The sequence below is a fragment of the Mesorhizobium sp. M00.F.Ca.ET.216.01.1.1 genome, from assembly GCF_004010325.2.
In the GTDB taxonomy this organism is placed as follows: domain Bacteria; phylum Pseudomonadota; class Alphaproteobacteria; order Rhizobiales; family Rhizobiaceae; genus Mesorhizobium.
In genome coordinates this window covers 52,098-67,322 of the sequence record NZ_SADR02000028.1, presented here as the reverse complement: position 1 = coordinate 67,322, position 15,225 = coordinate 52,098, and the positions used below count along the sequence as shown (strand labels likewise).

Annotated in this window: 17 protein-coding genes; 3 read left to right on the top strand and 14 right to left on the bottom strand. The window is 61.1% G+C overall.

All coding sequences use genetic code 11. From position 1 onward, the window contains the following. Positions 1-196 precede the first annotated feature (196 nt). From EN859_RS28835 to EN859_RS28825, 3 genes are all read left to right on the top strand, one after another. On the top strand, positions 197-1,588 hold the full coding sequence (locus EN859_RS28835) for an NAD-dependent succinate-semialdehyde dehydrogenase (protein ID WP_127856367.1): 1,392 nt from the start codon (positions 197-199) through the stop codon (positions 1,586-1,588). Between the two features lie 111 nt (positions 1,589-1,699). Further along, on the top strand, positions 1,700-2,728 hold the full coding sequence (gene adhP / locus EN859_RS28830; protein WP_127856368.1) for an alcohol dehydrogenase AdhP: 1,029 nt from the start codon (positions 1,700-1,702) through the stop codon (positions 2,726-2,728). Between the two features lie 320 nt (positions 2,729-3,048). After that, on the top strand, positions 3,049-3,516 hold the full coding sequence (locus EN859_RS28825) for a hypothetical protein (protein WP_245525752.1): 468 nt from the start codon (positions 3,049-3,051) through the stop codon (positions 3,514-3,516). A gap of 312 nt (positions 3,517-3,828) precedes the next feature. Here EN859_RS28825 and EN859_RS28820 read toward each other — a convergent pair whose 3' ends face one another. The 14 genes from EN859_RS28820 to cysE form a co-directional block, all read right to left on the bottom strand. Beyond that, the gene (locus EN859_RS28820; RefSeq protein ID WP_127856369.1) at positions 3,829-4,704 is read right to left on the bottom strand and encodes an SIR2 family protein; all 876 of its coding nucleotides are present in this window, start codon (positions 4,702-4,704) and stop codon (positions 3,829-3,831) included. Positions 4,705-4,730: 26 nt separating this feature from the next. After that, positions 4,731-4,943 (bottom strand): putative nitrogen fixation protein NifT, encoded by a 213-nt coding sequence (nifT, locus tag EN859_RS28815; RefSeq protein ID WP_127856370.1) that lies wholly within the window; start codon positions 4,941-4,943, stop codon positions 4,731-4,733. Continuing rightward, positions 4,940-5,272 (bottom strand): nitrogen fixation protein NifZ, encoded by a 333-nt coding sequence (locus tag EN859_RS28810; RefSeq protein WP_127856371.1) that lies wholly within the window; start codon positions 5,270-5,272, stop codon positions 4,940-4,942. Before EN859_RS28810 ends, nifT begins: the two co-directional genes overlap by 4 nt. A 160-nt stretch (positions 5,273-5,432) precedes the next feature. Further along, the gene (locus tag EN859_RS28805) at positions 5,433-5,627 is read right to left on the bottom strand and encodes a 4Fe-4S dicluster domain-containing protein (protein WP_127856372.1); all 195 of its coding nucleotides are present in this window, start codon (positions 5,625-5,627) and stop codon (positions 5,433-5,435) included. Between the two features lie 39 nt (positions 5,628-5,666). Beyond that, entirely contained in the window at positions 5,667-7,148 is a 1,482-nt protein-coding gene (nifB, locus tag EN859_RS28800) for a nitrogenase cofactor biosynthesis protein NifB (RefSeq protein ID WP_127856373.1), read from the bottom strand. A 234-nt stretch (positions 7,149-7,382) separates the two neighbouring features. Next, positions 7,383-9,152, bottom strand: coding sequence for a nif-specific transcriptional activator NifA (gene nifA / locus EN859_RS28795; protein WP_127856374.1), 1,770 nt, complete (start codon positions 9,150-9,152; stop codon positions 7,383-7,385). 262 nt (positions 9,153-9,414) lie between these two features. Continuing rightward, the gene (locus tag EN859_RS28790) at positions 9,415-9,606 is read right to left on the bottom strand and encodes a hypothetical protein (RefSeq protein WP_127856375.1); all 192 of its coding nucleotides are present in this window, start codon (positions 9,604-9,606) and stop codon (positions 9,415-9,417) included. A 27-nt stretch (positions 9,607-9,633) separates the two neighbouring features. After that, entirely contained in the window at positions 9,634-10,185 is a 552-nt protein-coding gene (locus EN859_RS28785) for a peroxiredoxin (RefSeq protein WP_127856376.1), read from the bottom strand. A 64-nt stretch (positions 10,186-10,249) separates the two neighbouring features. Further along, a complete protein-coding gene (locus tag EN859_RS28780; protein WP_127856377.1) occupies positions 10,250-10,549 on the bottom strand; it encodes a ferredoxin family protein in 300 nt (99 codons plus the stop codon). Positions 10,550-10,563: 14 nt separating this feature from the next. After that, complete coding sequence (locus EN859_RS28775) at positions 10,564-11,871, bottom strand: FAD-dependent oxidoreductase (protein ID WP_127856378.1); 1,308 nt, start codon at positions 11,869-11,871, stop codon at positions 10,564-10,566. A gap of 11 nt (positions 11,872-11,882) precedes the next feature. Then, on the bottom strand, positions 11,883-12,992 hold the full coding sequence (locus EN859_RS28770) for an electron transfer flavoprotein subunit alpha/FixB family protein (RefSeq protein WP_127856379.1): 1,110 nt from the start codon (positions 12,990-12,992) through the stop codon (positions 11,883-11,885). A gap of 16 nt (positions 12,993-13,008) precedes the next feature. Continuing rightward, a complete protein-coding gene (locus EN859_RS28765; protein ID WP_127856380.1) occupies positions 13,009-13,860 on the bottom strand; it encodes an electron transfer flavoprotein subunit beta/FixA family protein in 852 nt (283 codons plus the stop codon). 179 nt (positions 13,861-14,039) lie between these two features. Beyond that, on the bottom strand, positions 14,040-14,423 hold the full coding sequence (gene nifW / locus EN859_RS28760; RefSeq protein WP_127856381.1) for a nitrogenase stabilizing/protective protein NifW: 384 nt from the start codon (positions 14,421-14,423) through the stop codon (positions 14,040-14,042). Then, positions 14,420-15,220 (bottom strand): serine O-acetyltransferase, encoded by an 801-nt coding sequence (cysE, locus tag EN859_RS28755; RefSeq protein ID WP_127856382.1) that lies wholly within the window; start codon positions 15,218-15,220, stop codon positions 14,420-14,422. Before cysE ends, nifW begins: the two co-directional genes overlap by 4 nt. Between the last annotated feature and the right edge of the window lie 5 nt (positions 15,221-15,225).

The following is a 15,225-nucleotide window of genomic DNA, read 5'->3' as shown; positions in this document are numbered from 1 at the left end:
ACCAAAATCGAATCGGCGAACAGGAACTCAGGGCTGGCACACGCCATGTACAAGATCGCCAATCCGCCCTGATGATTGCCGGTTCTACGGCGACGCTCAGGCAGCGCTTACCCGGATGATGCAATCAATCAAGGAACTTGCCGCCGCCTGAGTTTTCGACGGCTTGCTCCTTTTGTCTCGAGGAAGGGAACGACACATGACTTATGCAACGACCTATCCTTATACCGGCGAGGTGCTGAAGAGCTTTCCGAACGCCACGGACGAAGAGATCGCCCAGGCGATCGACGCCGCTCACAACGCTTTTCTTGCCTGGCGCCATACATCCTACGCGGCTCGTGGAATGATCCTGCAAAAAGCAGCCGGCCTGCTGCGGCAGAACGCGGACGAGTATGCAAAGCTGCTGACGCTGGAAATGGGCAAGCTTTTTGCCGAGGCGAAGGCCGAGGTCGAACTGTCAGCGAAGATCCTTGAATACTACGTTCACAATGCCGATCGGCTGCTGCAACCGGAAAAACTGTCGGTGGCTGATCCAGCCGAGGGCGAGGCTGTTATCGTGTGCGAACCGCTCGGCGTGCTGCTCGCGATCGAACCCTGGAACTTCCCCTATTACCAGATCGCGCGCATCATCGCTCCCCAACTCTCCGCCGGCAATACGATGCTTTTGAAGCACGCCTCCAACGTGCCTCAGAGCGCCGCCGCCTTTGAAAGGTTGATGCGGGAGGCCGGGCTGCCGGCCGGTGCTTTCCTCAACCTTTATGCGACACGTTCTCAGGTCGAGATGATCATCGCCGACCCACGCGTCCATGGCGTCGCCCTGACTGGATCGGAGGACGCTGGTGCAGTGGTCGCAGCGCAGGCGGGGAAGGCACTCAAGAAATCCACGATGGAACTCGGCGGCGCGGACGCTTTCGTTGTGTTGGCCGATGCGGATCTGGAAAAGACCGTCAAGTGGGCCGTTTTCGGCCGGCATTGGAATGGTGGCCAGGTCTGCGTCTCGTCGAAGCGCATGATCATTGTCGACGACGTCTATGATGAGTTCCTGGCCCGGTATCGCAAGGGTGTCGCGGGTCTGAAAGCGGGAGATCCGTTCGACGCGGAAACGACGCTCGCGCCTTTGTCCTCGCAGGCAGCCGCCGACGACATCAAGGATAGAATCCGGCAGGCTGTGGCGCATGGTGCCAAGGCCGAAGAGGTTGGGCCGCCTGTCCCAAACCACGGCGCCTTCGTGCAGCCGACCATCCTGACCGAAGTCGGCGAGGACAATCCGGCCCGTTATTGGGAATTCTTCGGTCCCGTCTCGATGCTCTTCCGCGCCAAGGATGAGGACGACGCCGTGCGCATCGCCAACGATTCCCCCTTCGGTCTCGGCGGCTCGGTGTTCACATCCGATACGAAGCACGGCGCGGAAGTCGCGAGGAGGCTCTCGACCGGAATGGTCTTCGTCAACCACCCGACCAAAGTCGAGGCCGACTTGCCCTTCGGCGGCATCGGCCGCTCCGGCTATGGTCGTGAACTTCTGGGCCTCGGCCTCAAGGAGTTCGTGAACCATAAGCTGATCGATGTGGTCGACATCGACGCTCGGTTCTGAACGTTCCAGTTCTCCGCCAACCCTCAGTGGGGCCGGAAAGCCTGTCACCACTTTCGAGGCGGCCAGCGCAAACCCTTGCGTTGGCGTCGCGATCCAACCCAGGAGCATTCCATGACCAACACTATGAAAGCCGCCGTCGTCCGCGAGTTCGGCAAGCCACTCGTGATGGAAGAGGTTCCCGTCCCAACACCCGGAGCCGGACAGATCCTCGTCAAAGTCGCCGCGACCGGCGTTTGCCACACTGATCTACATGCGGCAGAAGGCGATTGGCCTGTGAAGCCCAAGCCGCCCTTCATTCCCGGCCACGAGGGTGTCGGGCACGTCGTGGCGGTTGGATCGGGCGTCAGACATGTCAAGGAAGGCGATCGCGTCGGCGTACCCTGGCTCTACACCGCCTGCGGCCACTGCAAACACTGCCTCGGCGGTTGGGAAACGCTTTGCGAGGAGCAGCAAAACACCGGTTATTCGGTGAACGGCAGCTTCGCCGAATACATCCTTGCCGACCCCAACTACGTCGGCCATCTGCCGGACAATGTGTCATTCACCGACATCGCGCCGATCCTGTGCGCAGGCGTGACCGTTTACAAGGGCCTCAAAGTGACGGACACCAAGCCTGGCGACTGGGTGGTAATCTCAGGTATCGGCGGGCTTGGACATCTGGCGGTCCAATATGCGAAGGCTATGGGGCTGAACGTCATCGCCGTCGACATTGACGATGCAAAGCTTGACCTCGCCAAGAGCCTTGGCGCCACGCTGGCGGTCAACGCTCGTCGGGACGATCCTGCCGCCTTCGTCAAGAAGGAGGTCGGCGGCGCCCAGGGGGTTCTTGTCACCGCGGTATCGCCGAAAGCATTCGAGCAGGCGCTCGGAATGGTCGGCCGCGGCGGAACGGTATCGCTCAATGGCTTGCCGCCAGGCGACTTCCCGTTGTCGATCTTCGATACCGTGCTTAACGGCGTGACCGTCCGCGGTTCAATTGTCGGGACACGGCTCGATCTGCAGGAAGCGCTAGACTTTGCTGGGGACGGAAAGGTCAAGGCGACAATCGCGACCGACCGGCTGGAGAACATCAACGACATCTTCTCGCGCATGCACAGGGGTGACATCCAGGGCCGTATCGTGATCGACTTTGAAAAGTAGGTCCACTTTGCGTGCCATAGTTCCCGAAGTGCACGCTCGACAGCTCGATTGGCGGGACTGCGCTATCGCACCCCTGGCCCCGGTGAAATCCGGATTCGGGGTCGGGGATTGCGTAGCAGGCGTGTGCCTAATCGTCGCGCACCACGATGGGCACCAGCTGCGCGCCGGGAGAATAGATGAGTCACGAACTTCTTTAAGAGAGGCATGATGGGTCGTGAGCTGTGGCGCGCCGATCTGGCGGACAAAGCGCGATGAGCGGGTGGGCACTAACTTCGGCAGTGATATTCCCACAAGCATAATTGTTAGATGTCTCGGAGCCGATGATCACTCTCGTTCAGTTTGCTCTTGGAGTTCTGGTCGGTCCTTCGCAGGTCGGCGCTCGAGCGATTGAAATGATGGTTGCCCGTTACCATCATCCGATCTGGACCAAATATGCGTCTGTGACGTTCGTGGCTGTCGGCGTCTCGGCGCTCCGGGCCGGCCTGCCGGTTATTCCGGTGGCGCTTGGCTTTTACGGCGCCGGCATCGGCCTGGAATCGATCGCCCGGGGAACCCTTCCGCTCGCGCTGTTCGGACCCTCGGGTTACGCGACGCTAATCGGCCGTCTTGCCATGCCAAGTCTGCTAGCGCAGGCGGCGGCGCCGTCTGTTGGTGCACTGCTGTTGGAGCGTGCGGGCGCCCACGGGTTACTGGCAGTGCTTTCCGGGCTTGCCTTGATCAACGTCGCACTGGCATGCGGCTTGGCTTGGCTCATTGCTCATCGACGAGGGCTTCAAGCCCAGCTGTAATAGGACATCGCTAGATCTGTCAGATCTCAACGATTATCGAATGTCGGTATCGGGGGGTGCGTGTCCCCGCAACCACTTTTGTCATGCATGCTAACCGTCCCGGTCTAACCGGGCGGTTGTTGCGCCTGTGATACGCGGACTCAGAGCGCCTCATGCCGGCTGGGATCCGAACTACCTTGCCGCAATCCTCGGCGACTTACGCCGTCAACCTGGATTCTGAGCCGTGGTCGGTAGGTGCGGCGAACGGGGGCAACGAAGTGCGAATAGGATGGTTGAGCGCCCGATCGAGAATACCCCGACTGTGGCTGAGGTTTATCCGGCAAGCCGCGCCACAGCCTCGTCTACCGGCATGTCTATGATAGTGATCCCGCTCGCCGCAAGGAAACGGCGTTCGTTTTTCGTCAGCACGGCCTCATCGATCACCGCGAAATGCGGGCCTTTGGAGCGCTTCATGATCTGCCGGGCATAGGTGCGCAGCATCTGATCGTCGAAACGGCAGCCGAGAAAAAGGAAGCCGCGGCCAGCGCGCCGTTCCTTGACCATTTCGGGGATCGGCGTCTGGATGTCGATTTCGGTCAGCACCTCGACATAGTCGGAATCGGCAACGAGGAAATTTGCGGCCGGCCTGACGCCGCCATGCGGCGTATAGAGAATCGTTTGCGCGGACGGTGCGACGTCGAGTTCCCGGCCGGTCAAGTCGTAAGTCTTTGTCCAGATGTCACGAAATTCGCCCGCCCGGGTAATGCCCTGTATCTCGACGACGTTGGTGCGGCCGGTTTCCGCAAATGCCGTACGCATGGCGCCGTCATACCAGCTGTCGACGACAAGTGAGAGCGGCAGCGTGGCGAGCCAGGCATGAAAGGTGGTCGGCGCGACCGGCGCGGCGAAGAGTTCGGTCATCCAGGCCTGAAGCGTCAGGCGATGCCGGCGCTGTTCGATGAATTGCGCGACCGACCACATGTTGGTGCGGATTTTCGATGGTGCCGGCGCCCGCGCGTGAAGTTGCGCTGCGACCGCTTCCGGCGTGTCGGGCACGGGCGGTTCGGTAGCGCCGAGCCGGAGGAGCCCGGGGCCGAGATAGGGAATGATTTCATTTGCGACGAGCGCCTCTCCGAGGCAGGCGAGCCGCCTTTCGGCATCGCCGTCCCGGATGATGAAGAGATAGTCGGAAGTCAGGATCGCATTCATCCCCGTCTCCTTGGTAGCCAAATACATCAGTCCTCGCCGGAAATTTTCTTCGCCTCGACCGTGATCGGCAGGCGCGTATCGCCCGGAAGATCGGGCAGGACCAACCGCCAGCCGTTCCTGAGCCGCACGAACCCGCCCCAAAGTCCTTCGTTCTCGATCTCGACGATCGGTTCCTCGAGGTCCTTCTTGGGCACGTAGGCCGAAAGACCGGTCCCGTTCCTGCGGATCATCACTTTCATAGGCCCGGTCTCTCGCTGAAATCGGTTGTTGCCGCGCGTCCCGCGGTGCCGGAAGCCGCGACATCGTCGAGGCTCGTCAGTTCGCGCGCGCGCATGCCAACGACGGTGCCGCGATCAATCCACTCGACCGCATAGATGTAGAACTGCTGCAGGAAGGTCCCGATGTCGCGCACATAGCCCTCGTCGCCCTTTCTCACCAGATTTTCTCCAACATCCTTGCCGGGGTAGGTGCCGTCATTTTTCACATGCCGGGTGGCGCGCACTCGCTCGCCCGGCATGAATTGCGGGGGCTTGCGGATCTCGACCTCCTGCTCGCGTCCAAGGCCCATGGTTCAATCCTTCCTTTCCGCGGTTCGTCCTAAGAGATCGTCTGCGGGCCGCCAACAAGCGGGTCCAAGGCCACACCGAGCACCTGACGTCTTTGGTATGATCTTCTCTGAAAACGAGTGCCCGCTTTTCGCTGACCTTCGGTTCGGGGTGCCCGCAAGATCAGGCGGGAACGCAGGTCTTGGGCACCGGGCATACCGAGGCGCATTGCTGTGTATCGAACGTGCCTTCGCATTCGGTGCACTTTTGCGGATCGATAATGTAGGTCTCGCCCTTGAACCTGATCGCAGCCGAGGGACATTCGAACTCGCAGGCGCCACATTGGGTGCATTGGGAAGTGATGATCTTGAAGGCCATTTTACTCCTCGTTCGGTTGACGGGTTGGAATGAGGCGGCTCAAGCTGTCGCCGCCAGGGGTTCGATCCCGAATTCGGCCGCATAGAGAGTGCCGATCGCGGTTTCGATGTATTCGTGGCCATAGGCGTCCGTTGCCCTGATGCCGGCCTCGGTGAGCTGGTCCTTGGGGCATTCTCCGATCTTGGCGCACATCACGATGTCGATGCCCTCGAGCGCGGCGATGACGCCGTCGAGAGCCGCATCCTCGCCCCAGCCGCCAAGGCAATATTGCTCGACCTTGCGGTGCCCGACGAAGCTGATGCCCTTCGGCGAAGCCTCGTAGACTTGAAACTCCTTGGCATGGCCGAAATGCTCGTTGACGCGGCCGCCGCCCTTGGTCGCGACCGCGACGAGCAGCAAACCGCTGGCGCTCGCCGCCTTGACGACCTCGATTGCCTCGCTCTTGGCCGCGAAGTGGTCGCCACGCTCGCGCGCGACCACCTCCCGATAGGCCTCGCGCTTTTGTGCGTCGTAGCTGACCTCTTCGGGAATCTGGTCGAGCGTGAACTCCTGGCCGCGATCCTCGCCGAGCAGTCCGACGGCATCGGCCCGGCACTGGCGGCAATGGCGCATCAGCTTGGCACCGCCCTCGAGCTTGTCCTGCAGCGCCTTCAGTTCCATCGCCTTCGGGCCGCGCTGGCCGGTGAGGCCGTAATGGGTGCCGTGCGCCGGGTCGGAAATGAGCGGCATGACATTGTGCAGGAAGGCGCCGCGTTCCTTGACCCATTTGTTCACCTCGACGAGGTGCTCGTCGTTGACGCCAGGGATCATCACCGAATTGATCTTGGTGAGGATGCCGCGCGCGGTCAGCATTTCCAGGCCCAGCATCTGCCGTTCGTGCAGGATCCTGGCCGCCTCGACGCCGGTATAGCGCCGGTGACCGTAGAATATCCACGGGTAGATCTTCGCGCCGATTTGCGGGTCGACCATGTTGATGGTGATCGTCACGTGATCGACGTTCATGTCGGCGAGTTCGTCGGCATGGTCCGGGAGCGCGAGCCCGTTTGTGGAAATGCACAGTTTGATATCGGGAATTTCTCGGGCGACCTGCTCGAACGTCGCCTTCGCCTTCCTCCAGTCGTAACAGGCGTCGCCAGGACCGGCGATGCCGAGAACGGAAAGCTGCGGCACTTCGTTGGCGACCGCGATCACCTTGCGCAGCGCCTGGTCGGGCGTCAGCTTCTCCGAGACGACGCCGGGGCGGCTTTCATTGGCGCAGTCATATTTGCGGTTGCAATAGTTGCACTGGATGTTGCAAGCCGGTGCGACCGCCACATGCATGCGTGCGAAATAGTGATGGGCCTCCTCCGAGTAGCAGGGATGGTCCTTGATCCTTTCCCAGACGGCAGGGTCCATGTCGTCCGGCTTTGCGGAAGAGCCGCAGGACGAGGACGAGCATCCACCGGATTTGGCAGTCGCCAGCAGTTGGTCGAAGGACGTTGCGCCGGTTAGGCTCTCAAGCGAAATCATCGGTGTGGACATCGAACGGCTCCGTTCCAAGGTGAACGACATCGTTCGCGTCGCAAGACCCGTGCCAGATTTGAAATCACTTTTATTTCAATGTGTTAGACACAAGAATCCGATTTCGGTCGCTGTTCCTACACGACATTGTCGGGCTTTCGACAATTTGGATGAGAGGGTCGGATTACGAAAATGCCTCGCGCCCGACATGCGGCGTGAGGCAGCCGGACCGCGAAGTTGATGCCGTCCAGGCGTTCAGAACTTCTTCACGTCGACATGGTGCTGGCGCAGGGCATAGCCGATCTGCCGAGGCGTGAGCCCGAGAATGCGGGCCGCCTTTGCCTGAACCCAACCGGACCTTTCCATCGCCTCGATCAGCCGGTCGCGTTCGGTGAGACGCGACCCCATTGCCGGGCAAGCGGGATCGTTCGGATCGCAGGCCTTGACGGGCGACGCTTCGCGTTCGTCAGGCATGATCGGGCGCCGGGCCGGCACTGGCGATCCGGCCGGCATCATCCGGCCTTGGGCGAGGTCGTCGATGGCATTGCTGCCATGCGACCGGTCGGCCCCTTTCCACAGAAGCGATGACAGGCATTGACTGCTCTTGCAGGCGAAATCCGACGGAGCGATCGATTTGGATCGCGCGAGTGTCGCCGTCCGCCGCACACAGTTCTCCAGTTCGCGAACATTGCCGGGAAAATAGCATCGTGAGATCAAATCAAGCGCCGAAGGCGTGAAAGCGATTTCACGATTGTTTTCGCTGTTGAAGCGGCCAAGGAAGGCGTTGGCGAGGCGCGGAATGTCGCCGGGTCGCTCCCTGAGCGGAGGCAGCATGATCGGCACGACGTTGATGCGGTAGTAGAGGTCGGCCCTGAACTGCCCGTTCGCGACAGCTGCCTCGAGATCCTTGTTGGTCGCGCAGATGAGCCTGACGTCAACTTTCAGCGTCCTGGTGCCGCCGACGCGCTCCAATTCGCCTTCCTGCAACACGCGCAGGAGCTTGGCTTGAAAAGCCGGCGAAATCTCGCCGATCTCGTCGAGGAGCAGCGTTCCACCATGCGCCAGTTCAAAGCGGCCGGCGCGCTGCGCTATGGCGCCGGTAAAGGCGCCTTTCTCATGCCCGAAGAGTTCCGACTCCAGAACGCTTTCCGGCAGCGCGGCGCAATTCAGCTTGACGAAGGGCTTCTTCTTGCGCAGCGACAGTTCATGGATGGCCTGCGCGAACAGCTCCTTCCCGGTGCCACTCTCGCCGCGCAGAAGAACCGTGGAATTCGTCTTCGCCACGATTGAAACGGTGTCGAGCACGTTCTTGACCGCCTGGCTTTCTCCGACGATCCCATCGATCTTGACATGTGGATGGCGAGCGGGACCGGCTCTTTCATCGTCGAGCGATTTTTCCAGCCGCTGCTGCTCTTCGATAAGCCGCTGGCGGTCCGTGCTCAGTATGCGATGGAGACGGATCGTTTGGCCGACGAGATTGGCAACCATCGTCAGGAAGCGGACATCTTCGTCGTAGCGGAAGCTGATGGCGCCGTCCCTGACACGGTCGATCGAAAGGGTTCCAAGAACCTGGTGTTCCGCCTTGACCGGGACGCCGATGAAGGCGATCGGAGCTACACCGTCGGATTGCGGCCGTTGAACGGGCGAGAACAGCTCAGACTTATTGAGGTCCTGGATGACGAGTGGCGTCCCCGTCGCGACAATCTGATCCACTACGGCCTGCGGGACCGCGCGGCCGGCGCTGGGTTGTGGATGGTGCGCTACGCCCGCGGTCGCGGTGATTTCCGGCTCTCCTTCTTCGTCCAGGACGATGATCGCCCCGTGACGCATCTGCAGGAACGAGGAAAGGATGTTGACGACGTTGGCAAGCGTGATCTCGAGGCGAGCGGGCGCAGTAAGGACCTTCGAAATCTCGTAGATCCCGCTTAGCGAGACATCTGCCTTGTGCATGGCCTTGATCTCTCGCGTCGGCAGGATGTTCCGGTCACCTACCTCATGGATATGATCGCGCAGCATGTGAGTCATGGAAACACCTTAACGGTTGATCCAAGAGTTTCCCTCCCACGGGATTGCGTTTTTTGCAGTTTCGAATTCCGGAAGCGCAAGTATTACTCGCATCCTTTCGTTTGTCGCGCTCAAATAAGATGCATTAAGCTCAATTTTTGAGCGCTTGATTGTAAAAGTCGAAGTCATCAATTGCGTTACTTTATGCTCACATATTTCTAAGTATATCTCGAAGCTTTCGTGAAATAATTATGCGGCGTTTAGCCGCAATCACGTAGATTCGCTATAGTTCCTTTCCATCGTTGATAGTCATCTTCTGGCTAGTAACGTAGCTCGCCGCGTCAAAACAGCCCGCTTCGGTGAACAGGCGGACGATGGTGTGCCCGATACCGGTCATGGTCTTGCGCGTATCGTCACTGGCAGGGGCGGCCTCGGCTTGGTCAGCGTGGAATGGACAGCCGGCAATGTCGCTCATGGGGTGTCGTCTTCCTTTGGAATAAGATCAGGCGACCAGCAACGTCCCGCCCACCTGGCGATTACAGGCGCACAGTCCTTCCGTCTGCAAGGCATCGAGCACGCGCAGCGTGTCCTCCGGATTGCGGCCGACATTGAGATTGGTCGCGTAGACGTGCTGGATCGTGTTGTCGCCGTCGACGATGAATGTGTAGCGGTAGGCGACGCCCTCCGGCGCCCGAACGCCCAGGCCATCGACCAATGAGCCGGTGGTGTCGGCAAACATCCAGATCGGCAGCTTGTCGAGATCTGGGTGATCGCGCCGCCAGGCGAGCTTGACGAATTCATTGTCGGTGGAGCCGCCGAGCACGACCGCGTCGCGCTCCTCGAATTGGGGCGCCAGACGGGCAAACGCCGCGATCTCAGTCGGGCAGACGAAGGTGAAATCCTTCGGGTAGAAGAAGATGACCTTCCATTTGTTTTTGAAGCTTTTATCGGTCAGCGTCTCGAAGGCACTTTGGCCGTCCTCCTCGTGATGGTTGAAACCCGGTTTCACGCCGGTGACGCTGAATTGCGGAAGTTTGTCGCCAATCCCGAGCATCGCTCTGTCTCCTGTTGCTGTGCTTGTGCAGGTTTGCGTCTTCGAAATGGCGCGCCCGGGCCGGTCATCCGAACTTGAAAAGGACGCCGAAGCCGCCGCGCGGATAGTTCCATTCGATCTCGCCACTGGCCTCGCACAGCACCCGGCAGGTACCGCATTCCATGCAGCCGTCGGCGGTGATCTCGACCTGACCCTTGTCGTTTTCCTCGTAACACTTGGCCGGGCAGACGCGGGTCAGCGCGAGCAGGTTGGCGCTCGGCGTCACGTGCGGCCGCACCTTGATGTGCGGCCGCCCGGCATCGACCAGGTAGCGGTTCTGGTAGAGTTTGTCCTCGACGCGTGGTTCGGTCACTGCAATTGTCATCTCATTTCTCCTTCTCAGCGCCAGGCGAAAGCCAATCGGACGGCGTCGCTGACCAATCCCCAGCGCGAACGAGCCCTGATGAACGCAGCCGTGGTCGCCTTCTCCTTGTCGATCTTCGGCGTGCCGTCGACGCGCATGAAGTTCTGCGCAGCCTGCGACATCAACTGCGGATAGGTCTTGAAGAAATGCTGGGAATTGGTGTGCAACAGCGCGGGCATGTCCTTGTATTTTTTCAGGTCCTTCACGATGAAGGAATTGTCCAGCATGGTTTTGTAAAGCGCGAGGTTCTCCCTCGTCATCGGATCCCTGCGGCTCTTGACCTGGAAGATCGCCTCGCCCGCGATCCGGCCGGAGGTCATGGCGAGATTGGAACCTTCGCGGTGGACCGCGTTGTTCAATTGCGCGGCATCGCCGACCACGACCCAGCCGTCGCCGAAGAGTTGCGGGATTGCCTTGTAGCCGCCCTCGGGAATGAGATGCGCGGCGTATTCCTTGACCTCCGAACCTTTGATCAGCGGCCGAACCGACGGATGGTTCTTGAACATGTCGAGGAGGACGTAGGGACTTTCCATCTTGGCGGCGAAATCGGACACGAGACAGCCGATGCCGAGCGAGATCGACTCCTTGTTGGTGTAGAGGAAGGCGAGCCCGGTCATGCCGCGCGAGATGGTGCCGGCCGCCTCGATCACGCAGCCTTCGTCCCCTTTGAGCCCGAAACGCTGGTCGATGACCTCTTCCGGCAGGAAATGCATTTCCTTGACGGCGAGCGCGACAGTCTCCGGCTTCGGCATCTCGCGCAGTTCGGCGCGGGTGCCGAGCAATCCGTTGACGCCCTCGGCAAGTACAACAACATCCGCGAAGATGACGCCGCCCGTGCGGTCGGTGCGAACGCCGATCACCTTACCGCTTGTGTCGTGGGCGAGTTCGGTCACGGTGGTTTCGCACAGCACCGTCGCACCGGCCGCACGCACCTTGCGCGAGAACCACTTGTCAAACTGGGCGCGGATGATCGTGTAGCGGTTGGGCTTCGCCTCGTTGAAGTCGTCCGACCGGTAATGCATACCGGTGTGGGACGTGTCGTCCATCATCCAGAAGCGCTGCTCGACCAGATGCCGCTCGAGTGGCGCGTCGTCGCGGAAATCCGGGATGATCTTCTCCAGCATGTCGGCGTACATGATGGCGCCCTGGACGTTTTTGGAGCCGGGATATTCGCCGCGCTCCAGCTGCAGCACCTTCATGCCGCGGCTTGCCATGGTATAGGCGGCGGCATTGCCGGACATGCCGGCCCCGATGACGATAGCGTCGAACTTCTCCTCGATCATGACCGTCTCCGTCAGCTGGCGAGCTTGTCGCGATTGTGTGGCGACAGCCGCCGCATGAAGGCTTCTGTCAGCGCCGGCAGAAGCCGGATCGCATCGCTGACGATGCCGACATGGGCGAAGTCGAAAATCGGGGCATTCGGATCGGTGTTGATGGCGACGATCAGGTCAGCCCCCTCGACACCGACCCGATGCTGGATGGCACCGGAGATGCCCGCGGCGATGTAGAGCTTCGGCCGGATGGTCTTGCCGGTCTGGCCGATCTGCCTGTCAGCCGGCATCCAGCCTTTCTGCACCAGCGGGCGCGAGCAGCCATATTCGGCGCCGATCGACTGGGCGAGATTCTTCACCAATTGCAGGTTTTCCACCGCACCGAGACCAAGACCGCCCGCCACCACAACATCGGCATAGGCAAGATTGGCCTTTGCCGATTGGCCATCGGGCAGGAAACCGAGGATTTTGGTGACGATGTCCTCCTCGACCATCGACAGCTTGTGGGGAATGATCCGGCCGACCGGCCTTTCGACCCGTTTCGGCATCGACATCACACGCGGACGTACGGTGGCCATTTGCGGCCGGTAGTTGAGCGTGTAGATCGTGCACAGCAGGGACCCGCCGAAAGTCGGCCGTGTCGCAGCAAGCGAACCATCGGCATCGACGTCGAGTTCGGTGCAATCGGCGGTAAGCCCTGTCAGCAAGGTCGTCGCGACGGAGCCGGCGAGGTCGCGACCAAGCGTGGTCGCACCAAGAAGCAGGATCTCTGGCTTGTAGCTGTTGACCAGATCCGTCATCGCCTTGGTGAAGGGCTCGTTGCGATAATCCGATAGAAGCGGGTCCTCGATGATGTAGGCGAGATCGGCGCCGTAGGCGAAGGCCTCGGCGACGGCGTGCCACGTCGCCTCTCCGGGCGGCCCGACCACAACGCCTGCAAGCTCGACGCCGAGCTTGTCGGCAAGCTTGCGGCCTTCTCCCAGAAGCTCGAACGAGACGGGATGGACCTGGCCACGCTCCAATTCCATGAACACCCAGACGTGTTTGTAACCCTTGAAGTGCTCGGGCAACTCCTTCTTCATGGCGGCGCGGGCGGCGGCGGGAGGCGGGGTTGCTTGGTTCACGGTCGACATCGTCTGCTCCTTGTCGTCACGCACCGCCGTTAAAAGCGAGTTCGTGTTCCATCGAAGGTTGCCGGGTGAAGATTTCGGCTATCAGTTCGTCGGCGAGATCGCGGGGCGACTTGTCGGTGGTGTCGATCCGCGCGGCCTTTTCCGCGCGTGCAGTCGGGGCGAAAACGCGCTTTACGACTGTCGGCGAGCCGCGCAGGCCGCACTTCATCAGGTCTTCTATGCCGGCGTCGGTGGCGCTCCATTTGACGATCTCACTGCGTGCCGCGCGCAAGGCATCGTCGAGCATACCGCGGCGGATCTCGTTGGTGCCTTCCAGCATGGTGACAAGGCAGGGGAGCTTGCTCTTCAGCATCTGCGTGCCGCCTTCCGAGCGGCGCTCCACCGCGATTTCGCGCGCCTCGAAATCGACCACGCCGATCTTGGCGACATAAGTGAGCTGGACGAGATCAAGGCGCTTGGCGATGCCGGGACCGACTTGGGCCGTGTCGCCGTCGATCGTCTGCTTGCCCGTGAAGACGATGTCGGGCTTGCCGAAGGTTTCGCCTATCTTGGCAATTGCCTGGGACAAGGCGAAGGACGTCGCCAGCGTGTCGGAGCCGGCAAAGTAGCGGTCGGTCAGGAGCACCGCGCGGTCAGCACCGTAAGTGAGGGCCTTGCGCAAGGCGTCCTCGGCCATCGGCGGCCCCATGGTGAGCACGGTGATCTCGCCGCCATGGACGTCGCGCAGCCTCAGCGCTTCCTCGAGGGCGAACAGATCATAGGGATTGATGATCGTCGGCACACCCTGCCGCATGATTGTGTTGGTCACCGGGTGAACCCGGATATGCGCGGAGTCTGGCACCTGCTTGATACAGATCACGATGTGCATGGCGGTCTCTCAGGCTCCTGTTCGATCGGGCTTGCCCGCTTTCTTCTACGCATCAATCGTGCCAACCGTTGCGGGCTTTCCTATCCATTTGAAATTTGGGCATTTTCTAATTGAACATCGCGGTGCCCTAACGAGGTTTGTCGGCTTCTCGACATTGTCGGGTAGCAACCCTGCCGCTCTCATTCCTGCCCCGACGGTTTGAAGATGGACTCGAACGGCACGAAAGCCCGGCGCGACGCGGCCGGCTTATCTGGATCGTGATCCTTCAGGACCTTGAAAACCCGCTGCGCAAGCGGCGAGGAGCTTGCAAAATCCTCATAGGCGCGTTCGAGCGTCGCTCGCGAGCGCGCCGCGATCACTCTGTCGGGAAGCTCTGAAAAGTCCTCCTCGGCAAGGTACTGGCCCATCCGCTTCAGGATGTGGAGGCGAGAAACATTGAGCACCTTCGGATCGGAGGCGACGCCGAGCGCGGTGAAGAAATCTTCCGCGGCCGACAGACCCTTCAGCCGCGCGAGGATATCGGTGACGTCGATGGGGCGGCTCTCAGCCGAACAATTGCTCATTGCATTTCCCTTTGTTGGTCGATTTCCGTGGTCGCGGCGGTGTCTTGCTTGGCGTGCGAGCTGGCGGGTGCGTTCGCAGCAAGCTGACGCTGCAGCCGGCCGATACGCAGTTCGAGAAACGAGATGCGGTCGACCAGCTCGGCGATGGCGTCACCGACCGGGTCGGGCATCAGATGATGGTCGAGATCGATCCGGCCATGGACGAGCCGGCGCCGTTCGCCGGCCGGGCGGATGATGCGACCGGGTATGCCGACCACCGTCATGCCAGGGGGCACATCCTCGATCACCACCGCATTGGCGCCGACGCGGCAGCCGGCGCCAACCGTGATGGCGCCCAGGATCTTGGCACCGGCGCCGATGATGACGCCGTTGTCGAGCGTGGGATGACGCTTCCCCGGCGCCCATGACGTGCCGCCAAGGGTGACGCCGTGATAGAGCGTGACATCGTTGCCGATCTCGGCTGTTTCACCGATGACGACACCGGCTCCGTGGTCGATGAAGAAACGCTGGCCGATGGTCGCGCCCGGATGAATGTCGACATTCGTTGCGAAGCGCACGGCCCAGGACAGAAACCGCGCCGGAAAGCGGAAGCCACGTCGCCACATGCGATTGGCTATCCGGTGTCCGACGACGGCATGGACGCCGGGATAGGTGAGCACGATCTCGAATGTGCCTCGCGCGGCCGGATCGCGCGCCTTCACGCAGCTGATATCCTCGCGGATCATCGCCATCGGCGAAGGACGAACGGCCTGGACGCGCATTGCCTTGGGCGTGGGGCTATCGATTATGAACGACATCGCCA